At 68.3% G+C, this 22079-nt stretch carries 22 protein-coding genes and 1 pseudogene; 12 read left to right on the forward strand and 11 right to left on the reverse strand.

The window, feature by feature from the left end:
• Positions 1 to 213: 213 nt before the first annotated feature.
• Entirely contained in the window at positions 214 to 2379 is a 2166-nt protein-coding gene (locus SLUN_RS01665; RefSeq protein ID WP_217502335.1) for an MMPL family transporter, read from the reverse strand.
• Between the two features lie 287 nt (positions 2380 to 2666).
• Here SLUN_RS01665 and SLUN_RS01670 point away from each other — a divergent pair, with 287 nt between their 5' ends.
• From SLUN_RS01670 to SLUN_RS01680, 3 genes are all read left to right on the forward strand, one after another.
• Positions 2667 to 3878 carry a sensor histidine kinase gene (locus SLUN_RS01670; protein ID WP_108146842.1) on the forward strand — a complete coding sequence of 404 codons (1212 nt, stop codon included), beginning with the start codon at positions 2667 to 2669 and terminating at the stop codon, positions 3876 to 3878.
• The gene (locus SLUN_RS01675) at positions 3875 to 4552 is read left to right on the forward strand and encodes a response regulator transcription factor (RefSeq protein WP_108146843.1); all 678 of its coding nucleotides are present in this window, start codon (positions 3875 to 3877) and stop codon (positions 4550 to 4552) included. The genes SLUN_RS01670 and SLUN_RS01675 overlap by 4 nt, the downstream gene beginning before the upstream one ends.
• A 71-nt stretch (positions 4553 to 4623) precedes the next feature.
• Positions 4624 to 5061, forward strand: coding sequence for a PaaI family thioesterase (locus SLUN_RS01680; protein ID WP_108154446.1), 438 nt, complete (start codon positions 4624 to 4626; stop codon positions 5059 to 5061).
• A gap of 104 nt (positions 5062 to 5165) precedes the next feature.
• On the opposite strand, the gene SLUN_RS39225 is transcribed toward SLUN_RS01680, so the two are convergent.
• The gene (locus tag SLUN_RS39225; RefSeq protein WP_108146844.1) at positions 5166 to 5792 is read right to left on the reverse strand and encodes an ATP-binding protein; all 627 of its coding nucleotides are present in this window, start codon (positions 5790 to 5792) and stop codon (positions 5166 to 5168) included.
• A 148-nt stretch (positions 5793 to 5940) separates the two neighbouring features.
• Entirely contained in the window at positions 5941 to 7206 is a 1266-nt protein-coding gene (locus SLUN_RS01690; RefSeq protein ID WP_108146845.1) for an ABC transporter substrate-binding protein, read from the reverse strand.
• Positions 7207 to 7362: 156 nt separating this feature from the next.
• Here SLUN_RS01690 and SLUN_RS01695 point away from each other — a divergent pair, with 156 nt between their 5' ends.
• From SLUN_RS01695 to SLUN_RS01705, 3 genes are read left to right on the forward strand one after another with little or no spacing between them, the layout of a single operon-like run.
• Positions 7363 to 7866, forward strand: a complete 504-nt coding sequence (locus tag SLUN_RS01695) for a PadR family transcriptional regulator (protein WP_108146846.1) — start codon at positions 7363 to 7365, stop codon at positions 7864 to 7866.
• Complete coding sequence (locus tag SLUN_RS01700) at positions 7863 to 8633, forward strand: ABC transporter ATP-binding protein (protein ID WP_108146847.1); 771 nt, start codon at positions 7863 to 7865, stop codon at positions 8631 to 8633. The genes SLUN_RS01695 and SLUN_RS01700 overlap by 4 nt, the downstream gene beginning before the upstream one ends.
• Before the next feature lie 3 nt (positions 8634 to 8636).
• Positions 8637 to 10946, forward strand: a complete 2310-nt coding sequence (locus SLUN_RS01705) for an FtsX-like permease family protein (RefSeq protein WP_108146848.1) — start codon at positions 8637 to 8639, stop codon at positions 10944 to 10946.
• Positions 10947 to 11277: 331 nt separating this feature from the next.
• Here SLUN_RS01705 and SLUN_RS39230 read toward each other — a convergent pair whose 3' ends face one another.
• Together SLUN_RS39230 and SLUN_RS01710 are read right to left on the reverse strand one after the other, a co-directional pair.
• Positions 11278 to 11445, reverse strand: a complete 168-nt coding sequence (locus SLUN_RS39230; RefSeq protein WP_159100143.1) for a hypothetical protein — start codon at positions 11443 to 11445, stop codon at positions 11278 to 11280.
• On the reverse strand, positions 11442 to 11696 hold the full coding sequence (locus SLUN_RS01710; protein ID WP_254710140.1) for a histidine kinase: 255 nt from the start codon (positions 11694 to 11696) through the stop codon (positions 11442 to 11444). Before SLUN_RS01710 ends, SLUN_RS39230 begins: the two co-directional genes overlap by 4 nt.
• A gap of 659 nt (positions 11697 to 12355) precedes the next feature.
• On the opposite strand from SLUN_RS01710, the gene SLUN_RS01715 reads away from it, so the two are divergent.
• Positions 12356 to 13522 (forward strand): DNA topoisomerase subunit B, encoded by a 1167-nt coding sequence (locus SLUN_RS01715; RefSeq protein ID WP_108146850.1) that lies wholly within the window; start codon positions 12356 to 12358, stop codon positions 13520 to 13522.
• On the opposite strand, the gene SLUN_RS40700 is transcribed toward SLUN_RS01715, so the two are convergent.
• Both SLUN_RS40700 and SLUN_RS40705 read right to left on the reverse strand, forming a co-directional pair.
• Entirely contained in the window at positions 13485 to 13907 is a 423-nt protein-coding gene (locus SLUN_RS40700) for a hypothetical protein (protein WP_254710141.1), read from the reverse strand. The genes SLUN_RS01715 and SLUN_RS40700 overlap by 38 nt on opposite strands.
• 17 nt (positions 13908 to 13924) lie before the next feature.
• Positions 13925 to 14170: a nucleotidyltransferase family protein gene (locus tag SLUN_RS40705; protein WP_257153624.1), complete on the reverse strand. Its 246-nt coding sequence runs from the start codon at positions 14168 to 14170 to the stop codon at positions 13925 to 13927.
• A 765-nt stretch (positions 14171 to 14935) separates the two neighbouring features.
• On the opposite strand from SLUN_RS40705, the pseudogene SLUN_RS01725 reads away from it, so the two are divergent.
• Positions 14936 to 15130 (forward strand): annotated as a pseudogene (locus SLUN_RS01725) (MDMPI N domain containing protein); the annotation flags it as partial.
• A 101-nt stretch (positions 15131 to 15231) separates the two neighbouring features.
• On the opposite strand, the gene SLUN_RS01730 reads toward SLUN_RS01725, so the two are convergent.
• Both SLUN_RS01730 and SLUN_RS01735 read right to left on the reverse strand, forming a co-directional pair.
• Positions 15232 to 16104, reverse strand: a complete 873-nt coding sequence (locus tag SLUN_RS01730; RefSeq protein WP_108146851.1) for an ABC transporter permease — start codon at positions 16102 to 16104, stop codon at positions 15232 to 15234.
• Positions 16101 to 17009, reverse strand: coding sequence for an ATP-binding cassette domain-containing protein (locus SLUN_RS01735; protein WP_108146852.1), 909 nt, complete (start codon positions 17007 to 17009; stop codon positions 16101 to 16103). Before SLUN_RS01735 ends, SLUN_RS01730 begins: the two co-directional genes overlap by 4 nt.
• Before the next feature lie 133 nt (positions 17010 to 17142).
• Here SLUN_RS01735 and SLUN_RS01740 point away from each other — a divergent pair, with 133 nt between their 5' ends.
• Positions 17143 to 18348: a sensor histidine kinase gene (locus SLUN_RS01740; protein WP_108146853.1), complete on the forward strand. Its 1206-nt coding sequence runs from the start codon at positions 17143 to 17145 to the stop codon at positions 18346 to 18348.
• Positions 18345 to 19007: a response regulator gene (locus SLUN_RS01745; RefSeq protein ID WP_108146854.1), complete on the forward strand. Its 663-nt coding sequence runs from the start codon at positions 18345 to 18347 to the stop codon at positions 19005 to 19007. The genes SLUN_RS01740 and SLUN_RS01745 overlap by 4 nt, the downstream gene beginning before the upstream one ends.
• A gap of 487 nt (positions 19008 to 19494) precedes the next feature.
• On the opposite strand, the gene SLUN_RS01750 is transcribed toward SLUN_RS01745, so the two are convergent.
• On the reverse strand, positions 19495 to 19887 hold the full coding sequence (locus SLUN_RS01750) for a hypothetical protein (protein ID WP_108146855.1): 393 nt from the start codon (positions 19885 to 19887) through the stop codon (positions 19495 to 19497).
• A gap of 228 nt (positions 19888 to 20115) precedes the next feature.
• Between SLUN_RS01750 and SLUN_RS01755 the strand changes: the two genes are divergently transcribed.
• Positions 20116 to 20933, forward strand: a protein-coding gene (locus tag SLUN_RS01755) for an IS5 family transposase (protein WP_371413896.1) whose coding sequence is annotated in 2 segments (ribosomal slippage) — positions 20116 to 20416 and positions 20416 to 20933 — 819 coding nt in all. Because the reading frame shifts where the segments join, the coding sequence is not laid out codon by codon here.
• A 53-nt stretch (positions 20934 to 20986) separates the two neighbouring features.
• On the opposite strand, the gene SLUN_RS01760 is transcribed toward SLUN_RS01755, so the two are convergent.
• On the reverse strand, positions 20987 to 21562 hold the full coding sequence (locus SLUN_RS01760) for a GNAT family N-acetyltransferase (protein WP_108146856.1): 576 nt from the start codon (positions 21560 to 21562) through the stop codon (positions 20987 to 20989).
• A 321-nt stretch (positions 21563 to 21883) separates the two neighbouring features.
• On the opposite strand from SLUN_RS01760, the gene SLUN_RS39235 reads away from it, so the two are divergent.
• A complete protein-coding gene (locus SLUN_RS39235; protein ID WP_159100144.1) occupies positions 21884 to 22075 on the forward strand; it encodes a hypothetical protein in 192 nt (63 codons plus the stop codon).
• Positions 22076 to 22079: the final 4 nt, after the last annotated feature.

Below are 22079 nucleotides of genomic sequence, written 5' to 3' on the forward strand. Positions count from 1 at the left end.
AAGTACTCGACGGAGATTGCTTACACACCGCAACAGCTCTGGCCATGAGGCCGATACCGCGCCGGGCAGTTGCTGGACCGTGGATCTCCTCTTTCGTCGCGCGGTAATAGAGACGTGAACAGCACCAAGCTCCGCTGGAATTCCCGGCGTTGAGGTTGGCCTTCGGCGCCACATGGTCCGCGGCAGGGACGCCGTGCGCTCCGGGTGCGCAGATCAGCCATTCCCGGACGCCTGAGCGGGTACCGGCTCTGGCTGATCCGGGACCGCAGCGCCCTCCGTACTGATACGGGGCAGGCGACGGTCGAGCCAACGGGGCAGCCACCAGTTCGCGCGCCCCATCAGCGCCATCGCCGCGGGCACGATCACCATCCGGACGATCGTCGCGTCGAGCACGATCGCGGTTGCCAGGCCCAGACCGGTCATCTTGACGAGTGGCGACGGGTTTGCGAGGAAGCTGAGGAACACCGAAGTCATGATCAGCGCTGCGGAGGTGATCACGCGGCCCGTGGCTGCCATTCCGCGCGCCACCGACTCAGCGTTGTCACCTGTGGCGTCGTACTCCTCGCGGACGCGCGAGAGGAGGAACACCTCGTAGTCCATGGACAGGCCGAAGAGGACCGCGAAGAAGATCACCGGCAGGGGCGAGACGATCGGGAATGTGCCCTCCAGGTTGAACAGGTCCTTGAGCCAGCCCCACTGGAAGACGGCGACCACGACGCCGTACGCACCACCGATCGACAGCAGGTTCACCGCTGCGGCCTTCAGCGGCACCGCGATGGAGCGGAACACCACCATCAGCAGCAGGAACGACGCCGCCAGGATCGCGGCAATGAAGACGGGCAGGGTGTCCGAGAGCTGCTTGGTGAGGTCGTCCGTCATGGCGGTCAGGCCGGACACGGCGACGTTGTCGGGGACGACGTCGCGGACGCGCCGGAGAGTCTCGGAGGTCTCGGCGTCCGCGGGCGCGGTAGTGGGGAGGATGGGCATCACCAGCGTGTCCCCGGCGGAGGAGGTCCGGGGCTCGCCGACCGTTGCGATACCGGGGTCGGCGGCGATGCGCTTGGACAGTGCAGGGATGCCCTGTGCGTCCACACCGGGGCTGCGCAGGTCGGCGACGATCAGCAGCGGGGCGTTGAAGCCCGGGCCGAAGCCTTCTGCCAGCAGGTCGTAGGCGCGACGGTGAGTGGTGCTTGTCGAATCGTTGCCCGCGTCAGGGAAGCCCGTCTCCATCCGTAGCGCCGGGGCGGCAAGCGCGAGCAGCGCCCCAGTGGCGACTATCAAGTACGGCCACGGTCGGCCTGACACGCGGTGGGCGAAACGCCACCATGCCGTGTCCTCCGCCTGTTTCACGGGGCGTCTGCGGCCCAGGACTCGTCCCTTGTCGATGCGGTCACCCAGGAGCGACAGCAGTGCGGGCAGCAGCGTGAGGGCGGCCGCCACGGCGAACAGAACGAGCAGGGACGTACTGAGGCCGATCGAGATCAGGAAGCCCAGGCCGGTCAGCACGAGGGCGGCCATCGCCACAATGACGGTGCCGCCGGCGACCAGCACGGCCGCGCCCGACGATCCCATTGCGTTCGACAGTGCGGTGGGGTTGGCCTGCCCTGCGGCGCGGTTCACGCGGTAGCGGGCCATGATGAACAGGGCGTAGTCGATGCCGACGCCCAGGCCGATCATCGCACCGATCGTCGGCGCGGCGGTGGTGACGTCCATGGCATTGGCCAGCAGGATGATGCTGCCCATGCCCGCGGCGACGGCTACCAGGGCGAGCGCGACCGGGACCAGTGCGGTCACGATCGTGCCGAACGCGACCACCAGGATGACCAGCGCGGCGAGCAGGCCCGCCGCCTCCGCACCCGATGTCGCCGATTCGGCGTTGATGAAGATGGCGTCACCGCCCAGCTCGACGACGAGTCCGTCCCCACGGGCCGGCTTGATCGCGCCGGTAAGGGCATTGATCTGCTCGGGGTCCACGTCCATCGCAGGCAGGTCGAATGTGATCTGGGCGAACCCGATCTGTCCGTCGGGCGACACCGTGTCGGCAGTGAAAGGATCGGCCACTGTGGCGACGTGCTCCACCTCGGCGATCCGTGCGACCGCCGCGTCGATGGCAGGCCGGTGGAGCTCGAGTTGCTTCCCGTTCGGGACGGCGAACACCGCCATGGCGCTTCCGCCGGAGGCCTCGGGGAAGCGCTCTTCAAGCAGTTCCATCGCCTCCTCGCTCTGGCTGCCCGGAGCGACAAGGTCGTCCACGAACGAGCCGCCGACCGTGCCGGCGAGGGGGAGCACGAGGAGGAGGGCAACCGCCCATGCGGCGATCGTGACCCACGGTCGGCGCGCGCTCGCGCCGCCGATGCGGCGGATGAATCGGTTCACCATTGTCTGTGCTCCTGTGAGATGGCTGCCGTCCGTCCGTCTCTGGCAGGCCGGAGGCAGGAGTCGTGAGCGGTTCCATCGTCCGGGGCGGGCACCGAGGATGTCCCCCGCCGCCAGAGGGGTTTGGTGCTCCCCTGCGTGGCAGGGGCAACGAGGCCGCACTTCCCCCTCGCGGGGGAGGGCGGGATCCGCCTGCGGGCGGGTGACTACGCGTCGACCTGGAATTACGATGGCTTGCCTGGTGCAGCCTGCTGACCGACGCCAGGGCACCGGACGCCACCCCTGGAGCGATGATGAACCGCACGGCGCCGCCTTCCGAGACGCCGGGCGGCAGCGTGCCAGGCCGGTTCCGCGGCCCGTTCGCCCGCTGGCCGAGGGCCGCTGACGCCGTCCTTGCGATCACCACACTCCTGGCGATGGTGTTCCTGGAAGAAGCACCGGGCGATGCGATCGCTGTCCGCGCGATCAGCGACGTCCCGGTCCCTGCCCTGCTGCTCTTCGCGGTAGCCGGTGGTGCGCTCTACTGGCGGCGACGCGAGCCTGTCGGGGTCCTGGGTGTGGCGTTGGCCGCCTGGGCTCTGACGCTGGGAACCAGCCAGTCCAACACAGGGGTAGTCGCGATCATCGCGCTGTACGGCGCTGGGCGGTACGCCGCTGACGCCCGGTGGGGCCGACTCGGCGTCGTCGCCGCCGTCGCCATGGTCACGGTCGAAGGCCTCATGGATCCTGTCCCCTGGGGAGCCATCGGCTTCGGCGCCCTGATCATGTTCGGGGCTTGGTACATAGGGCGGCGCCTGCGGCTTCGCCAGCAGCGTGCCGCCCAGCTCCGCCAGGAGCAGGCTGCAGAGGCAGCCCGGATCGTCGCCGAGGAGCGCACCCACATCGCACGTGAACTGCACGACGTGGTCGCCCACCGGGTGAGCATGATGACGGTCCAGGCGGGCGCGGCCCGGATGGTGGCCGCCGACGATCCCCAGGGCTCCCTGGAAGCGATGGCCGCGGTGGAGGAAGCGGGGCGCCAGGCGCTGGATGAGCTGCGGCACCTGCTGGGAGTGCTGCGGCCGGATGCGGAGCGGGACGGGCTGGGACCCCAGCCCGGTCTCGACGATATTCCCCGGCTCATAGAGGAGGTCCGGGAGGCGGGTCTCGACCTCTCGTTCACCAACGGTATCCAGGCGCCTCTCCCGGCCCGCGTGGAGCTGTCGGTGTACCGCATCGTTCAGGAGGCACTGACCAACGTGCTCAAGCACAGCGGGCCGCAGACACACACCGAGGTGCACCTGCGCAGTGAAGGCGGCGGCATCACCATTGAGGTGCTCGACGATGGTCGTGGTGCCGCCGTCCAGGCCGTGTCGGCCACCGACGGGGGTGGGGCCGGCCACGGGATCGTCGGCATGCGGGAGAGAGCACTCCTGCTCGGTGGCAGCCTCGATGCGGGGCCGCGTCCCGGCGGCGGCTTCCGGCTTGCCGCCCATCTGCCGACCGGAGGCGATCCCGCATGACCTTCAGCGTCGTCGTCGTCGACGACCAGGCGCTGGTCCGCCGGGGCTTCGCCATGATTCTGCGGGTCCACGACGACATCGAGGTCGTGGCCGAGGCCGGGACCGGGCTCGAGGCGGTCGAGGCAGCACGTAGACATCGTCCGGATGTGATCCTCATGGACATCCGCATGCCTGGCATGGACGGCATCGAGGCGACCTCCCGGATCCTGCAGGAGGCCGACTGGGTCGTCCGGGTACTGATCCTGACCACCTTCGACCCGGACGAGTACGTCTACAAGGCACTGCGGGCCGGTGCCAGCGCATTCGTGCTCAAGGACATCCCCCCTGAACAACTGGCCCCCGCTGTGCGCACCGTGGCCGAGGGCGGGGCACTATTGGCGCCATCGATCACTCGGCGCTTCATTGACCAGTTCGCGGAGCGCCGTAGCGTCACCACCGCCGTAGCGGGCCGCCTGAAGCGACTCACCGACCGGGAGCGCGAGGTCGGGGTCGCGGTCGCTCGGGGCGCGAGCAACGCGGAGATCGCCGAGCACCTCTGCATCGGAGCCGCCACCGTCAAGTCACACGTGTCGAGCATCCTCACCAAACTCGGTCTGCGTGACCGCATCCAGATCGTGATCTTCGCCTACGAGAGCGGACTCATCGAGGCCGGCGACCACAACGTCGGTCACTGAGCCCGGACTTACCGGCCGGTCACACTCCATGTTGGCCCCGGCTGTCAGAGGGGACCTGTTCAATGTGGCTCATGGAGATGGATGCGCAAAGACGCGGGATGTTCTGGGATGTGTTGGAGGGTCGGGTTCCGCCACCGCCCGCCGCGGTGCTGCTGGGATGGGAACTGGTCGGGGTCGATCCGGAGCAGGGGACCATCGAGGTGGCCTTTGAGGCGGGCGATCAGTTCGCGAACCCCGTCGGTGTGATCCAGGGAGGCTTCTTGGCCGCGATGCTCGACGACACGTTGGGTCCGGCGCTGGTCGCGACGCTTCCGGAAAACCAGTTCGCGCCGACTCTCGATCTTCATGTTCAGTTCCTGCGTCCCGCCCGTCCCGGACGGCTTCTGGGGCGGGGGCGAATAGTGCAACGCGGCCGGGATGTGTGTTTTCTCGCCGGTGAGCTCATCGACCCCGATGGCAGGACTGTGGCTGTGGCGACCACGACCGCGCGCATCCAGACCGTTCGTTAGTCGGTCTCACCGTCGCTCTTTCACCAGGTCAGTCCGTGACGGACCCGTGGCGCAAGGGCGGTGCTCGGGGGGAGTGGACACGCCCGAGGCTGACAGGAGAAGGGTCACATGGGCAGGGAGACTCGCACAGCCTTGCCCCGTCGATCAGGGTCGTAGCGGACTTCGAGGGTGCCATCGACCTCGGCAGCGAGGTCGTGGACCAGCCGTAGACCCCGCCCGCCGATGTCGTCGGGGCGCGAGGGAGGCAGCACACGCGGGAGGCCCGGGTCGCGGTCGTGGACGGCGATCGTCAGAGAGTGGTCCCCGGTCACCAGGGTGAGCTCGGCGAGGGGGGACAACCGGGCGGCGTGCTTGACGGTATTCGCCACCAGCTCGGTGATGATCAGCAGTGCACGGTCCAGGCAGTCCTCCTCCATGTCCGGAGTGCCCCCTGCGAGGATGGCTTTTGCCGCGCGTCGGGTAGCGGGGACCGAATGGGCGTCGGTCTGGAAAGTCACTTCACAGCGGAACCGGGGAGCGCTCACGTTCTGCATCAGGGACTCGGGCGCCACCATCCCATCTGCGCGGCGACTTTGAACCTGGGTTGCATACATGTCCAGTGACCGTCCTGACTCGTGTCGGACTGGAGTGATGGTGCGATCGACCTGATGTTCCGCCGAGGATCGATTCTCCGGTCGTGGGCTTCGACGGTGGAGGAGGCACCTCCTTCGCCGAGAACTGAAGTTATGCATACATGTTAAGTAGGGGTGACGGGGGGGTCAATGGCTTCAGGGAAAGGATCAAGATGTTATGTCCAGCAATGTCGGACACCACGACCGGCCTGCGCTGACGGCCGCTGGCGACAGGAAGACGTGTGCCGGCTGACGCCCTTGTGGGGGCTCAGTCACGGTGAACGATTGCCTGCAACTCTCGTGCCAGTCGGATGACAGCTTCATCCGAGCTCTGCCGACCTGCGAGGGCGTCGTGTGCGACTGCCTGGACAGCCAGGCTCACCTGCTCGTAGCTTGGGCTTTTGGGGCGAGGTTTGGCTGTCAGGACGCTCTGCTTGAGCGTCGGCAGGTAGGGGAACCTGCGCACCAGGGCGGGATCTGAGTACAGGGCCGCCCGTACGGGTGGCAGTGACCCTTGGGTGAGCACCTGTCGCTGGACGTGCTCGCTGGTGAGGTAGGCGATCAGCTCGGTTGCCGATTTCTGATGCCGCGAGTTGGCGCTGACAGCAAGGTTGGAGCCTCCGAGGATGCTCGAACCTTGGCCGTTCGGGCCGGGGAGCGGGACGGCGCCGACCTTCCCGGCGATCTCGGAGCCCTTCTCGTTGGCCAGGTCATACACGTATGGCCAGTTGCGCAGGAAGAGCAGGTCGCCATTCTGGAATGCGCGCCGCGATTCTTCTTCCTTGAAGGCAAGGGCGCCTCTGGGTATCCAGCCGTCGCGAACGCCGCGGGCGAGGAAGTCCAGCCCCTCGCGGGCGGCGGGGGAATCGACGGTGACCCGTGCTCCCTCGTCGCTGAGTATCTGGCCCCCGGCAGACTGGATGACCTCGGCGATATTGACCGTGAGCCCCTCATAGGGAAGGTATTGGCCGGCATAGCCGTCCAGGCCGTACTTCGGCGCGATCGATTTCGCCATGCTCTCGAGTTCGTGCCAGGTGCGTGGTGGCTGCCGGCCCTCTCGCTTGATCAGGTCCTTGCGGTAGTAGAGCAGTCCCGCGTTGGTGACGTAGGGGACTGCGTAGAGCTCTCCCCGGAAGGTGGCGGTGTCCACGAGGGGAGCCAGAAAATCGTCGAGCGGGAACCGGTCGGCATCCAGCGGGGTGATCCAACCAGAGGCGGCGAATTCCGAAGTCCATGCGACATCGATGTTGAGCACGTCGAAACGGCCGCTGCCCGAACGCAGGCCGGTTTCCATTTGTGCGCGCACCTCGTCCGCAGCTTCGGGCAGTTCGATGACCTTTACCTTTTCGGCGGGATGCGAGCGGTTCCACTCGCTCAGCACGTTGCGCAGGTAATCCGTCAGGTCACCGCCAGTCACGAACGTCATCGGGCCGGTCTCAGAAGGCCGTTGCGCGCTGCCGCCATCCCCAGTGCAGCCCCCGAGGAGCAAGGCTCCGACGATGAGCCCTCCAGCAGCGGCTCGCGCCCACCGCATGGATGCCTCCTTCGTGTGGCGCGTACGTCGCCCTCCCGGCGTATGCTCTATGCATACCTGTTAGCCATTACGGAAACCAGGGCTGGCAGAAGAAGGAAGCAAAGCCGGAGGAAGTCACGATTGCCTCCGTGATCTGCGGCGAGGGGAAGATGCGCAGTGCGTCTCGCCCTACTGGTGCTTTTGTTCAACGGGCCGGCTCATGGATATGAGCTCAAGCAGGCTCTTGAGAAGCTCATGGGTGCAGCTTACCCTCAGCCCAACATCGGTCAGATTTATGTCACTCTCGGTCGCCTCGAGAACGCAGGTCTGATCAAAGGGGAAGACGTCGCCCAATCCAATCGGCCGAACAAACGCATCTACGAGCTCACCGAAGCCGGGCGCGAGGTGGCGGCTGACTGGTTTGAGGAGCCGGCCGCGCCGAAGGTGCGGGACGACTTCTTCATGAAGCTGGCGCTCGCCCACGAGACGGGCGCGGCCGACCGGATCAGTTTGATCAACAAGCAGCGTCGTTACTGCCTGAATGCCATGCGTGACCTCTCCAAGCTCGCAGCCTCGGAAGACCGTGACAAGCGAATCTCGCAATTGCTGATCGAGGGTGCCATGCTGCACCTACAGGCCGACCTCGACTGGCTGGAACGCTGTCAGGAGGAGCTTGAATGAGCCGGGACGCCTCCTCTGCTGCCGGTGCTCCGCAGCCAATGGTCAGGGCGCAGGGCCTGGTCAAGACATACCGTGCGGAAGGCGCCGAGGCCAGAGCCGTGCGTGGCGTCGATCTGCAGGTGGAGCCCGGCGAATTCGTTGCCGTCACCGGACCCTCGGGCGCCGGGAAATCCACGCTGCTGCATCTGCTGGGTGGCTTGGACCGCCCGGACAGCGGGGAACTCTGGCTGGACGGTCGCCAGGTCGACTCGCTGAGCGAGGCTCGCTGGGCAGTGCTACGCCGACGCAGCATCGGAATCGTCTTCCAGTTCTTCAACCTGATCTCCAACATGACCGTGGCCGACAACATCGAACTCCCGGCACTGCTGGCCGGCAAGAGTCCACGGCAGGCGAGGGAGAGCTGCGAGGAACTGCTCGCCGAGCTGAGCCTGGAGAGCAAGCGGCGCAGCATGCCCGCCGAGCTGTCCGGGGGCGAGCAGCAGCGGGTCGCGCTGGCCCGGGCCCTCGTCAACCACCCGCGCCTGCTCCTCGCCGACGAGCCGACCGGCAGCCTGGACAGCAAGGGCGGCCGCGATGTCCTGCGACTGCTGGCCCGCTTCCATCAGCGTGGCCAAACCATTCTGCTGGTCACGCACGACGCCAGGGCTGCCAGCACGGCGGACCGAGTGATCTATTTCTTCGACGGCCAAGTCGTCGACGATGCGGTCCTCGGCGGGCCTGAGCACGTGCCGAGCACTGTCGCCGACATCCTGAGACTCAAGGATTGACCGATGCGGGCCATCGTGCGTTGGGCGCACGCCGACCTTCGGGCCAACCGCGGCGAGGCACTGTTCATCGTCCTGGCGATCGCAGGGATCACCGCCTCCCTGCTGCTGGCGGGCGGGCTCCTGCAATATGCGGCCAACCCGTGGCAGCGCGTCTTCACCGAGTCCTCCGGCGCACACGTATGGATCCATACCCGAGCCGACGAACGCACATCGAAACTGACTGACATTGACGGTGTCAAAGCCTTCTCCGGGCCGTTCCCGACTGCCCCGGCCACCGCCGAAATCCGGGGTGCGAGCGTGTCACTGGAGCTGCGCGGCGCCGAAACCGAGCCTCCCCACGCGGCTCGCCCACTGGTTGATTCCGGACACTGGCTGGACAATAGCGTCCCCAATGGCATCGTGCTCGAGCGATCGGTCGCCGATGCGCTGTGGGCCAAGCCCGGCGACGCTCTTCGAGTTCGGGGCAGCGACGGCGAATACACGACTCTTCGTGTCGTGGGGCTCGCGGACACGGCAGAACCGCGCTTCGTCCATGGGGTGAGGCCGGGCATCGCCTGGCTGCTGCCCTCACAACTTCACCGGGTCGAACCCGACACCCGTCGTGTCGGACAGACGGTCGGACTTCGGCTGGCCGATCCCCAGGACACCGACTTCGCCGCGCAGCAGGCGGTCACCTTGATCGGTGCCGACCAGGTTGCCAGAGTCTCCACGTGGGAAGAGGCGCGAGCCGAAACCGAGGGCGACAACCGCCTCCTGGGGCTGATGCTTGGCTCCTTCGGTCTGGGGGCGCTGCTGGCCGCCGCCATCGCGGTAACCGGAGCAATCAGTACCCGCGTTCGCGGCCATCTGCCTGACATCTCCATCCTGAAAGCCGTCGGCTTCACCCCCGGTCAGGTCGTACGCGCGTTCCTCGTCGAGCATGCAGCTTTCGCGGTCATAGGCGTTGCCATCGGGGCGGTCGTCACGGAGACACTGGGCCCCCGGATTCCCGGCCGCATCGGGGACGCGATGGTGCTGTGGCGCGAGCTGCCCCAGCATGCCTGGGCCCCCCTTGCCACGGCACTCGGAGCGGTTCTCGTGATCGCAGCGGCCACCGGCCTGGCTGCATGGCGGGCCGGCCGCGTGTCACCCATTCCCATTGCCCGGGGAGCCGTCAAGAGCGGCCGGCGGCTCTCCAGAACTGCCAGATTCGCTCTGCAGCTGAGGACACCGCCCGCACTCGTACTCGGCTGGCGCGGGGCATTCCACCGCCCGGCGCGCGCCGCAGCGGCCGTGGGGCGGCTCGCGCTCCCGCTGCTGATGATCACGATTGCCCTGGGGGCCTGGTCGACCCTGGACCGCTTTGAAAGCCGACCCGAAGACGTGGGACTCGCCGCGGAACTTCGCGCCAAGCCGGAGGGCATCGACGACGCGACGGCGCGCAAGCTGCTGTCCGATCAACCGGGCGTGACTGCGGTCTACCCGGGCGTCGAAGTCGCGGCGCTGGTCCCCGGCCAGACGAGGACGATCACGCTCCGAGGGCTGGGCACCTCTGAACACCCTTACCCATTCACGATCGCAGAGGGCCGTACCATCCAGGGCTCGGACGAAGCAGTGGCGGGCCAGGGACTTCTTGACCTCGTGGGAGCGAAGGTCGGCGACTGGGTCCGGATGACCGTCGGAGGAAGCCCGATAGTCCTCCATATCGTGGGCCGCAGTATCGAGCCGCAGGACAACGGTCGAGTGATCTCTACTACCGTCGCCACACTTCGCGAGGGGGACCCCGCGCTGCGGCCCGAGTTCTACAACCTGGTCCTCGCGCGTGCAGCTGACCCCGACACAGTGAGCACCTCACTGGCCGAGTCCTCCCACGGCGGTCTCGAGCTCCGAAAGAACACCAACCCCGCCGACCAACTCTCCGCCGCCCGCGGGGTGATCATCGGACTCGTCGGAGTGCTCGCCTTCATCGGCCTGGCTGAACTCTTCACGGTCATCGCCGCGGGACTTCGCGAACATGGCCGTGACCTTCTCGCCCTCAAAGCCATCGGACTGACGCCTCGTCAGATCGCGGCAGTGATTGTCACAAGCACAGGGTTCATTGCGGCCGCAGCAGCCCTGACAGGGACCATCCTGGGGGTGCTCGCATCGACTTGGCTGATCGACCTGCAGGGCCGATCCAGCGGGCTCGGCGCGGGCATAGCCCAGCCTCCATCCCCGGGAATGCTGCTACTGCTCGGTGCAGCCGCCGTTGCTGGGGCGATCGCAATCTCAACTCTGCCGGCCACGCGCGCTTCCCGGCGCAGGCTGACCGACAGGCAAAGCGATGTTATGTGAGCGTGCGCAGGGCGGCGACGGTTCGAGGGAGAGCCCCATATGCCCATGCCCACCTCATCGCCCGTGGATCTGCAGTTCGTTCAGTGCCTAGCATTGTGGTTCGTCAGGCACGGGGAAGGTCGCTGTGACGCGGAATCCGCCGTCCTGGCGGGCTGTCCAGTCGACGGTGCCGCCCAGCATGGACACGCGCTCGCTCAGTCCGGTCAGCCCATGACCGCCGCTGGGCAGAGGTGCCGGAGCGGGTTGGGTGGGCGGATCGTTGTCGATGACGACCTTGAGTATGCCGGGCAGGTGCCGCAGTGTGACGCGTACGGGGGCGTGAGCCGCGTGCTTACGGGCATTGGGTCAGGCCTTCCTGCACCAGCCGGTACACCGCGGCCTGCACCGAGGGGGCCACGCGCGCCGCGTCGCCCGCGATCTCGAAGGTGATTGGCGCACCGGCTGCCCGTGACTCCTCCACGACCACGGCCACTTCGTCGAGCGTCGGTTGTGGTGTCACGGGGCCTCGTCGCTGCCGTCGCTCTCCCTGAGTACGCCCAGTACCTGGCGCAGTTCGTTGAGTGCTTGGCGGCCCATCTGACCCATCAACTTCCCTGTGTCGGTGGCCACTTGGTTGTCGCCGGCCGCTCCGGCTTCAAGGGCAACGGCGTGCACGACCATCAAGCTGACCCGGTGCGAGACGATGTCGTGCATCTCCCTGGCGATGCGTGCGCGTTCCTGTATCCGGGCCTCTGTGTTCGGCCGTGCCAAGCTTCCCCTACCTCCGCAAACGGGTACTTCTTACCGCCGTCCGATGACGGACCTGCTCAGGCAGGACGGCGCTCGCTGGAGTACATACTTCGACGGCCAACAGAGCGCCAAGACGAGCGCGTTATTGACCACGAAGTACCAGGGACTCACCCAACAGGGCTCTTTGTCCACGAGCCCTGGCCCATCCTCGCGATAGAGATGACGCAGCAAGCGATAGCGCACCGGACCCCCAGCAACCAACAAAAGCGGCGCCACGGCCACCGCCCCAACCGTCACACCGAACCGGACAGCATGACTCCCGGCAACATTTCCGACCCGCATGGCTCCAGTCTGCCGATCAGAAGAACCCCAGGCACTGCTCTCTTACGGAATTTGTGCCTGATCCTGCTAGAAGTGAACGAAGCCAGACGCGGTATTCCGGGCGGGGCGTGCCGCGTACCGGAATCGGTGGCCTCGGGGCCGCCGGGAGCGGGCTCGTACGCGGCCTCGGCGGGCCCCCGGCCGCACTTTGGCAGCGGCTCACAATCCCTGGGTCGACCACCTCCGGACAGGCGCTCACCCGCCCGCCCACGTCCTCGACAAACCGGCTCTGACCTGGTGTTCTTCGGGGATCCGCCTAGGCTGGGGAGGTCTGCTGGACACCATCGAAGGGGGACTTCGTGAGTGACGACGCGATCAGGTACGACGCTGCCCACATCCAGGTACTGGAGGGGTTGGAGGCCGTTCGGAAGCGGCCTGGGATGTACGTCGGCTCGACCGGCGAACGCGGCCTGCACCAGCTGGTGTTCGAGGTCTCCGGCCGGGCGGTCAACGAGGTCCTGGCCGGCCGCGCCGGCTCCGTCGACGTCACCCTCACGCCTGATGGCTGGGTGCGTGTCGACGACGACGGGCCGGGCGTCCCCGTCGAGGCGGCCGGGGACACCCGCGGTCCCGGCCTCGAAGCCCTGCTGACCCGCATGCACGCAGGGGCGGAGCCCCGCGGCCGCAACGCCGCGTCGTTGGGTCTCTTCGGCATCGGGCCCTGTGTCACCAACGCGCTGTCGAGCCGCCTGACGGCCGAAGTGCGGCGCGAGGGGGTGCGCTGGGTCCAGGAGTACGCCCGAGGCATCGCGCTCACCCCGCCCACCGCCGCGGGACCGGCGACCGGAGGCGGGAGCACCATCGCCTTCCTACCCGACCCAGACATCTTCGGAACGGCGGAGTTCTCGTTCGACGTGCTGGCGGAACGCTTCAGGGAACTGGCTTTCCTGAACGGGGACCTGGACATCTCACTGACCGAGGAACGACCCCCGGGCGGGTTCCGGTCGGAGCGGTTCCAGTACCCGGGCGGGGCGCGGGACTTCGTCGCCTTCCTCGACGCGAGGGCGGGCGCGCCCGTTCACCCGGACGTCATCGGTTTCGAGCGGGAGGACCCGCGGATAGCGGGGACGGTGGAGGTGGCCCTCCGTTGGTGCGGCTCCCGTGAGGAGCGGGTCCGGACCTTCGCCAACAGCCGTCCCACCCCTGGGGGCGGCACGCACGCGGCGGGCTTCCGCGACGGGGTGGCGGCCGCGTTCAACGCGTACGCGCGGGAGCGGCGACTGCTGACAGCGGCGGACCCCGATCTCGGTGTCGACCGGATCGGTGACGGCCTGACGGCGGTCGTGTCGGTGAAGCTGGACCGTCCCGAGTTCCTCGGCTCCACGAACGGCGTGCTGGGCGGCGCCGCAGTGCGTGCCTGCGTCGGTGAGGCCGTCCGGGAACACCTCGGCAGGTGGCTGAAGGGGCATCCGGAGCAGGCCGCGGCCGTCATCGGCCGGATTGTTCAGGGCGCCCGCCGGGACTGAGCAGCAGGTACAGGACCGGCAGAGGCGGTCGGGGTGGCGCACAGCGGCTGTCGGGTTTCCAGCGGGTGTTGATGACCCAGGCCATGGTCTTGCCCGCGGACACGGTCTGGGTTTCGGGGAGGTTGAGCCGGGTGAAAGTGACCAGCCCGGCGTCGCGCCAGGCAATCAACTCGGCGCGGACCGGGCGGGGGATGTACCGGTCCACGCCCTCGAACTCCTCGGTCATGTCATCGCGTTGGGCCCGGCCGGCCGCAGCGTCCTCCTTGATGCCGTGCGGCACGGCCAGGGCCTGGGCCAAGGTGTCGCTGCGGCACCACAGGCGCAGCATGGCCACATCGTCCTTCTCCAGCTGCTGCCGCTCGGTGGCGCCGAACTGGAATTGCATGCCGCGCTGTCGGCCGATTAGTGCCTGGCGCAGGTCGATGCGCGGATCCCGGCCCCCCGAGACGAGGTAGGGACAGTGCGCTGCTGCATCCGTTCGTCCTGGCGGAAGTCCACAGCCACGTCGACGTCGCCGGGCTCCAGAGCCCCGCGGGCGTAGGAGCCGAACACATACACCGCGTCGACCAGGTCCAAAGGCCAGCCGCCGCCCTCGGCCAGACGCTGGAGCATTTCGCTGACCATGGCCGTAGCCCGTTCCTGCTTCACCGCTGCCCCTCCCCCGGGTCCTTCATGTCGTACGGGGAGCGTACGGCGGCAGCCGTGATCCCAGGACCTCACTGCCCCAGACGTCACCCGCCCGAGAACAGCGCGCAACTGCGGATGAGGTTGGAACGGAGTAGGAGGGGAGCGGTGCGCAGTCCCTAACTCGAGTTCGACGGTGCTCATCGGCCGGCGGGATGTGGCGGGCAGCTCGTCCAGGAGGTGGTCGACGGCGCTGGTCAGATCGAGACCGGAGAGTCCTGGCCCCTGTGGAGGAGCAGTCACTGGCACACTCCGGATTCCGCGACCCGGATGCGTCAGCCGAACGACAGAGAAGTTCGGAAACTGCTCCCCCGGTACCGGTCCGATGCCCAGCCGCGGACAGCGCACTGATCGGTCCTGCCATGACGACGGCCGCGACACGGGCACCACTCTCGCCGGGCGCGTGTTGGGCGACCTCAACGACACCTGCGACGCACGGAGCCGGGCCGTAAGTGCCATGAACTTCGAAGGCTATACGCATGCGGAGATCCAGCGGATCCTAGAGTTGCCGTCGGTCCGCGCCGGGAGTGCTCTACCGGTGGAGAACGAAAGCGAAGCAGGCGGAAGGTGAGTGGCATGAGTAACCAGGATGGCGCGGGCCAGGCCGCCCGTAAGGTCACCCCGCCGACGTTCCCGCCGCCCCGGCCTCCGCGACCCACCCCCACCGTGTCCGCCCGCTCCTACCGACGATCCCGCGGTGCTGGACCTCGAAGCACTGAGGGACCATCCCTCGATCCGAGGCTGCGCAACCGGGTCCTGGAGGGCTGCCTCGGCCGGCGGCCCGCGCGGATTCCGGTGCCCGGGTGGGCCGCTCCGTACGAGGCAGAGACGGCACGGCTCGATGCGATGCTGCAGGACCTCGGCCACGCGGAATGGCCCGCTCCGGTGCGGCTCCGGTGGTTCGCGAACGAGCCCGTGAGCCGTGAGCCGTGAGCCGTGAGCCGACGGTCGCCGGGGTCGTCGAGTGCACCGCGCCGATGAGGATCGTTCAGGGGGCGCCGAATCCCGGGGCGGTGAGCCCTCACTCACACGTCCCGGCGTCGCACCACGAGCACCGCGATGGCCGCCGCCGCAGTGGCCCACGCGCCGTACACGATCCACGCCTCAGTCACTGTCAGCGGGTACTTGCCCAGGTCGTGCGCCCGCTCCGGGTTCGTCACCAGCCGCTCCCAGGCGCTGAGCGGCATGGCGTTGCCGATCTCCTTGACCCAGCGGTAGCGCTCGCCCTCGAAGAGCGCCGGTACCAGCAACAGCAGGGCGATGACCGCGACGATGGAGCCGGCGGCGTGTCGGACGGCGGCGGCCACCGACATACCGACCAGCGCACACAGCGGTGCCACCAGAGCGGACGCGGCGACGGCGCGCAGTGCGCCCGGGTCACCCAGCGACAGGCCGCCGTGTTCCCGCAGCAGCATCTGGGTGACGCCGAAGGAGGTGCCGGAGACGAGCGTGCCGAGCGCCAGCATGACCACCGACACCACAGTGACCTTGGCGGCGACCACCGCTCGCCGGTCGGGGACGGCGGCGAAGGTCGTACGGATCAGCCCACTGGAGTACTCGCCGAAGAGCGCGATCGCCCCCACCGTCGCAGCGATGATCATGAACAGCTGCCAGGCGGGATCGACGAACGCCGTGTGCAGCGGATCGAACAAGAACTCAGGGCGGTGCGGAATCCCAGCCGGCTCCGGCGGCCGCTGTGCCTGATGCGCCAGCCGGTCCGCGTTGGACGCCGCGGAGTTCACATTGATGCCGATCACGGTCAGCGCGCCGACGCCGAGCACCCAGTACGTGGAGCGCAGCGACCAAAGCTTGATCCACTCGGCGGCGAGGAGATGGCGGAAGAGGGCGGGCGACCGGACCGGGTGGCGGACGGGGGCCTTGTCCAGGACGGGGGTCATCGGGCGGCTCCTGCGTATTCGACGCTGTCAGCGGTGAGTTCCATGAATGCCTCCTCCAGGGAGGCCGAGTGCGGGCTGAGTTCGTGCAGCCGCACCCCGTGCGCGAAGGCGAGCTCGCCGATGCGGTCCGCGGGCAGACCGGTCACCGTGTACGACCCGTCGAGCTCCGCCCGTACCGCAGCGCCCTCGTCCGCCAACAGCCTTGGGAGGACGTCCGCGTCGGGGGTACGGACGCTCACCCGCCGCTGTGTGCTGCGGCCCGCGAAGTCCCGCAGGCTCTCCGCCGCGATCAGCCTGCCGCGGCCGACGACGATCAGCTCCTCGGCGGTCTGCTCCATCTCCCGCATCAGATGGCTGGAGACGAGCACTGTGCGGCCCTCGCTCGCCAGCTGCTTGAAGAGGCTCCGCACCCAGCGCACTCCCTCCGGGTCGAGGCCGTTGAGCGGCTCGTCGAAGAGCAGTACGGGTGGGTCGCCGAGCAGGGCGGCGGCGATACCGAGCCGCTGTTTCATCCCCAGGGAGAACCCCTCGATCCTACGGCCGGCCGCGTCTGCCATGCCTACCTCTGCCAGTACCTCCGCGACCCGCCGGCGTGGCAGCCCGTTGCCGACCGCCAGCGCCGTCAGATGGGCGCGGGCAGTGCGGCCGCCGTGCACGTCGTGGGCGTCGAGCAGGGCACCGAGGTGTTGCAGGCCGCGGGGACGGTCGCCGAATGGCTGCCCGTCGACGGTGACGGTGCCGCCAGTGGGCTGGTTCAAGCCGAGGACCATCCGCAGCGTGGTGGTCTTCCCGGCACCGTTCGGGCCCAGGAACCCGGTGACCACGCCCGGGCGCACGGTGAAGGACAGCCGGTCGACGGCGGTGGTCTTGCCGTAGCGCTTGGTGAGTTCGGTTGCTTCGATCATGGTGTCCACGGTGCCGGTGTGGACCCCCCTCGGGCATCGGACCGCCGACCGCAATCGGAGCGTCCGGGCTAGCCCCCGGGAGTACGCCCGTAGGCCAATGCCGAGGTGCAGGCCGCATGCCTATGATCGGCCCATGAAGGCCCCGCAGGAGACTCCGCAGTCGCTCCTCGCCGAGTCCCTGGCCTGGTGCTCAGGTATCGCATACGTCGTCCTGCTGTACGTCGTCGTGCTGAACACCGGCCGCGAACTGACCGGCATGCGCCTGCTGCTGGCTGCAATGCTCGCCGTACTGCTGCTGCCCCTGGTGCTGCGTCGGCCGTTGCCCGCCCTGGTGCTGCTGCTCACCGCCTCCTTCGCGGCGACCGTGCGGGCGTATTCGGCGATGGCCGCGGGGCACGGCTTGACCAGCAGCATGCCGATCGCGGAGACGCAGGCGTGGCAGATCGCGTATCTGCAGGCATTGCTCACCGATCTCACCGTCGGATGGATCGCCGCCACCCGGCCGCGGCTGACGGCGGCCGTCGCCGCACTGGTGGCGCTCGGCGTACAGATCGGGGGCGCCAGCTACTACCGTGAGGGCTCCTCGTCGTTCCTCGCCGCCTCGGCCTTCCTGGCGCTGATGACGGTCACCGCCTGGACGGTTGGCTACTCGGTCCGCGAACGCCGCCAGCACACGGCTGCGTTGCGGGCCCGGGCCGCTGAGCAGGCCGTCACCGCGGAGCGGCTGCGGATTGCCCGGGAGCTGCACGACATGGTGGCGCACAGCATCGGCGTCATCGCCATCCAGGCCGGGGTGGGTCGGCGCGTCATCGACACCCAGCCGTCGGAGGCCCGCAACGCCCTCGCCGCCATTGAGGGCACCAGCCGCGACACCCTGGCGGGCCTGCGGCGGATGCTCGGCGCGCTGCGGCAGGCGGATCCGGGCGACGGTGCACCGCTCGGCCCGGCACCGGTGCTCGCCGATCTCGATGGGCTGGTGGAGCGGATCCGGGACGCGGGCGTGCGGGTGGACATCGAGTGGCGGGGGGAACGGCGGCCGCTGCCGGCGGAGATCGAGCTGTCCGCGTACCGCATCATCCAGGAGGCGATCACCAACGTGGTCCGCCACTCAAACGCCAACGCCTGCCGGGTATCCGTCGACTGTGGGGAGGACGACCTGTCCATCGAGATCACCGACGAGGGCCGCGGCCTGTCCGGTCTGCCCGGCGCGGCTGGCTACGGACTGACGGGCATGCGGGAGCGGGCAGCACTGCTGCACGGCGAGTTCACCGCAGGACCGCGCATCGAGGGCGGCTTCCGCGTGGCGGCGCGGCTCCCTGTGCCGGCGGCGGTCACATGATCCGGGTGCTGCTCACCGACGACCAGCCGCTGGTCCGGCACGGGCTGCGGGTGCTGATCACCGACCACCCCGGGCTGGAGGTAGCGGGCGAGGCGGCGAACGGCGAGGAGGCGGTACGGCTCGCGGACCAGCTGGCGCCGGATGTGGTGATGATGGACATCCGGATGCCCGGCATGGACGGCATCGAGGCCACCCGGCGGATCACCGCCGGCTCCGGCACGCCACCGAAGGTCCTCATCCTCACCACGTTCGACGATGACGAGTACGTCTACGGCGCGCTCCGTGCCGGGGCGAGCGGCTTCCTCGTCAAGGACATGGACATGGACCAGATCCTCACCGCGGTCGAGATCGTCGCCGCGGGCGACGCCCTCATCGCGCCGAGCGTGACACGCCGCCTGATCGCGGAGTTCGCGGCCCGCCCCGCTGCCACCCCGCCGCCCCCGCGACCGGTGGAGGGCATCACGGCCCGCGAACGGGAGGTGCTCACCCTGGTCGGCCGTGGACTGTCCAACGCGGAGATCGCCTCGCAGTTGCATATCAGCATGGCCACGGCGAAAGCCCATGTGGGCAGGCTGCTGACAAAGCTGGACGCACGGGACCGGGTGCAGTTGGTCATCATTGCGTACGAGCTGGGGCTGGTGACGCCGCTGCGGGGATAGGGACGCCTTCCGGGACGACTACGGGCTGCTGGCCGACAGCGAAGGAGAGCAGCGTGGCCCACTTCTGGATACAGGCGACTCCGCCGCGGCACGCTGGGCTGCCGACTGGGGAACAGCGCAAGGTAGGAACACTGCTTCTTCACCGGTTGGAGGGCGACGTCCAGGCCGCGGTACCGGGGGTGGGTGCGCGCGCCCCGAGCACGTCCGGCCGGTCGGACGGCGCGTTTCCTGCAACGCCGTCGACCGAGCGCCTGGCGCCACCGTCCCCGGTGCGCGAGGCCCTCTGGTCGCGCCGGCCCTCGGGCTGGGGCGTGCAGAACCAGGGCGGCGGCGGTCCCGGCCGCACTGTGCTGCACGCCCCGGACGGTGCGGAGGCGCCGCAGGGCTCGCCACGCTTGCCTCTAAAGCGTGTTGCGAAAGTCGCGTCGTCCGCCCGAAGGGCGGGCCCGCCGGGCGCCGCGGGGCAGGTGAGACTTTCGCAGCACGCCTAGTCGGCGCGCCGGAAACGGAAGGGCTTCCCGCCCTGCAGGCCTGTAGGAGTGGCCTCCAAGGTGTCCCCGTCGACCACGACCTCTAGGCTCACCGGAACGTTGACGGTGATGCACGCGGAACTGAACGCGATGCGGTACTCCTTCCCGCCGCCCCCGTCTTCATCCTTGGCCGTCACCTTGGCGTCCCCGCACAGACTCATCGGCGAGGTACCGAGCAGGGCCTCGCCGTCCTTGTCGACGCGGATCATCGCCCGGTCCGCGAAGTCGGAGAACCCCGGCGGCTGCGGCCCGTCTGCGACCCACTCCCCGGTGATCGGCTCCGACTCCTCGGAACACCCGGCAAGCAGCAGGACCATGGCGAAGGCGGGCACGGCGAGCGTTCGGCGCATACGGATCTCCTGGTGGCGGACGGCTGGGTGGGCCGCAATTCAAGCAGGCGGGACGCCTCGGCCGGCGGCCGTCGAAGACTTTTCGGTGCGGTTGTCGAATCCGCCCGTCCGCCGTTCGTCTTCCAGGGCGTGTTGTGAAAGTGGATCATGATCGTGGGATGATCACGCGTCGTGGCACGTGGAGATCTGACGGACGACCAGTGGGCCCGGCTGGAGCCGCTCTTGCCGATGGGCAAGAAGTCCGGCCGTCCGCCGATATGGCCCAAGCGGCAGTTGATCAACGGCATACGGTGGCGGACCCGTGCCGGGACGCCCTGGCGGGATGTGGCGGAGCGGTACGGGCCGTGGGACCGGGTCTACGACTTGTTCCGGCACTGGCAGCGGGACGGCACCTGGAAGCGCATCCTCACCGAACTGCAGGCCCAGGCGGATGCGAAGGAGCTGATCACCTGGGACGTGAGCGTCGACTCGACAGTGTGCCGGGCCCACCAGCACGCCGCTGGGGCGGCGAAAAGGGGGATCTCCAGAAGGAGCCGCCCGGCGGCATGGAGACCGAACCGGACGACCATGGCCTCGGACGCTCCCGGGGCGGCCTGACCACCAAGGTGCATCTCGCGGTCGAGCAGGGGCAGAAGCCCATGTCGATCGTGATCACGGCCGGGCAGCGTGGGGACTCACCGCAGTTCGAGCCGGTGCTTGAGCGGATCCAGGTGCCCCGTAAGGGGCCCGGACGTCCGCGCAGGCGGCCGGACAAGGTGCGTGCCGACAAGGCGTACGGCTCCCGGAGGAACCACGCCTACCTGAGCAGGCGCGGCATCCGCTGCACCATTCCGGAGAAGAAGGACCAGATCCGCAACCGCAAGAAGCTCGGCTCCCGCGGCGGTCGGCCACCGAAGTTCGACAAGGTCGACTACCGCGAGCGCCACGCGGTCGAGTGCGGGATCAATCGCCTCAAGCGCCACCGGGCCGTGGCGACGAGGTACGACAAACTCGCCGTCCGCTACGAGGCCACCGTCCTCGTCGCAGCCATCAACGAGTGGCTGTGACCAGCACTTTCACAACACGCCCTAGATCCACTTTCAAACAGACCGAGCCGTCCTCACGACGAGGCGATGGCGTCCCGCCGGGTGGTGTAGGACGTGAGCATCTCTGCGGGGGTGCGGTACAGCACACACTGGCGAAGCGGCCCTTCGGGCACGCTCGTATCCTCGAAATCGTCAGCCGCGTCTCGGGTCATGCCGATCCGGCGCATCACTGCCTGGGAACGAACGTTGTTGACGGTCGTCGACGCAACGACCTCCGGCAGCCCGAGGTCCTCGAAACCGAAGGCCAGGCAGGCCAGGGCTGCCTCGGTGGCGTAGCCATGACCCCACGCCGAACGCATCAACCGCCACCCGATATCCACCCCCGCGAACGGCATGTCCTCGTCCACCTCGTCCAAGCCGACGCGGCCGATGAACTCACCGGTCTCCCGTGCTTCCAGCGCCCACCACCCAAAACCTCGATTGTCGAACTCGGCCTGCATGAATGCCACCACGCCATCGCTTTGCTCCCGCGTCAGCAACCCCCCGAGGTGTTCTCGGACTTCAGGATCGGCGTTCATCGCCGCCCACGGCTCGAGATCGGACTCCCGCCACCGGCGGAGCAGGAGACGGTCGGTACGCAGTTCGGGCATGCCACCCAGCTAACGCGATCAAGATCAGGGTGTCGATCGGTTATCGAGACGTGCGGTGCGCTCCAATGCCAGACCCGACGCAGGTCCTCACGGCCTGCACCACGCAGCGGGACGCGACCCCGTCACGTGATCAGCGACAGAGCCCGTTCATCCGTTGAGTCAGTTGCCCGGAGTTTCCCACGTGCAGGCAACCAGCGTGGCTCGGTTCGCCAACGGCTGGCCAGCGGTTCGGGGACCAGACACGTCCGCCAGCATCAACTCTTTTCGTTCTGATGAAAGTTCACCCCTGGTGACTTCCTCCTGAAGTCACCTGGAGGGCTCGTGGGACTGTCCGCTGTACGAGATCTCCGCGATGCGCGAAGCCCTGCCGGACCCGAGGAGTTGGCGGAGTTCGAGACCGGTGTGCTGTCGGGGTTCGTCCTGGCGCGGGCCGCCGCTGGCACCGCGGACACGACGATCAGTAACGATCTCATCGATCTTCAGCAGATCCGGGACTGGTTCAGCCGACCGTGATGGG

Origin of the sequence: Streptomyces lunaelactis, from assembly GCF_003054555.1 — a bacterium.
GTDB classification, from domain to species: domain Bacteria; phylum Actinomycetota; class Actinomycetes; order Streptomycetales; family Streptomycetaceae; genus Streptomyces; species Streptomyces lunaelactis.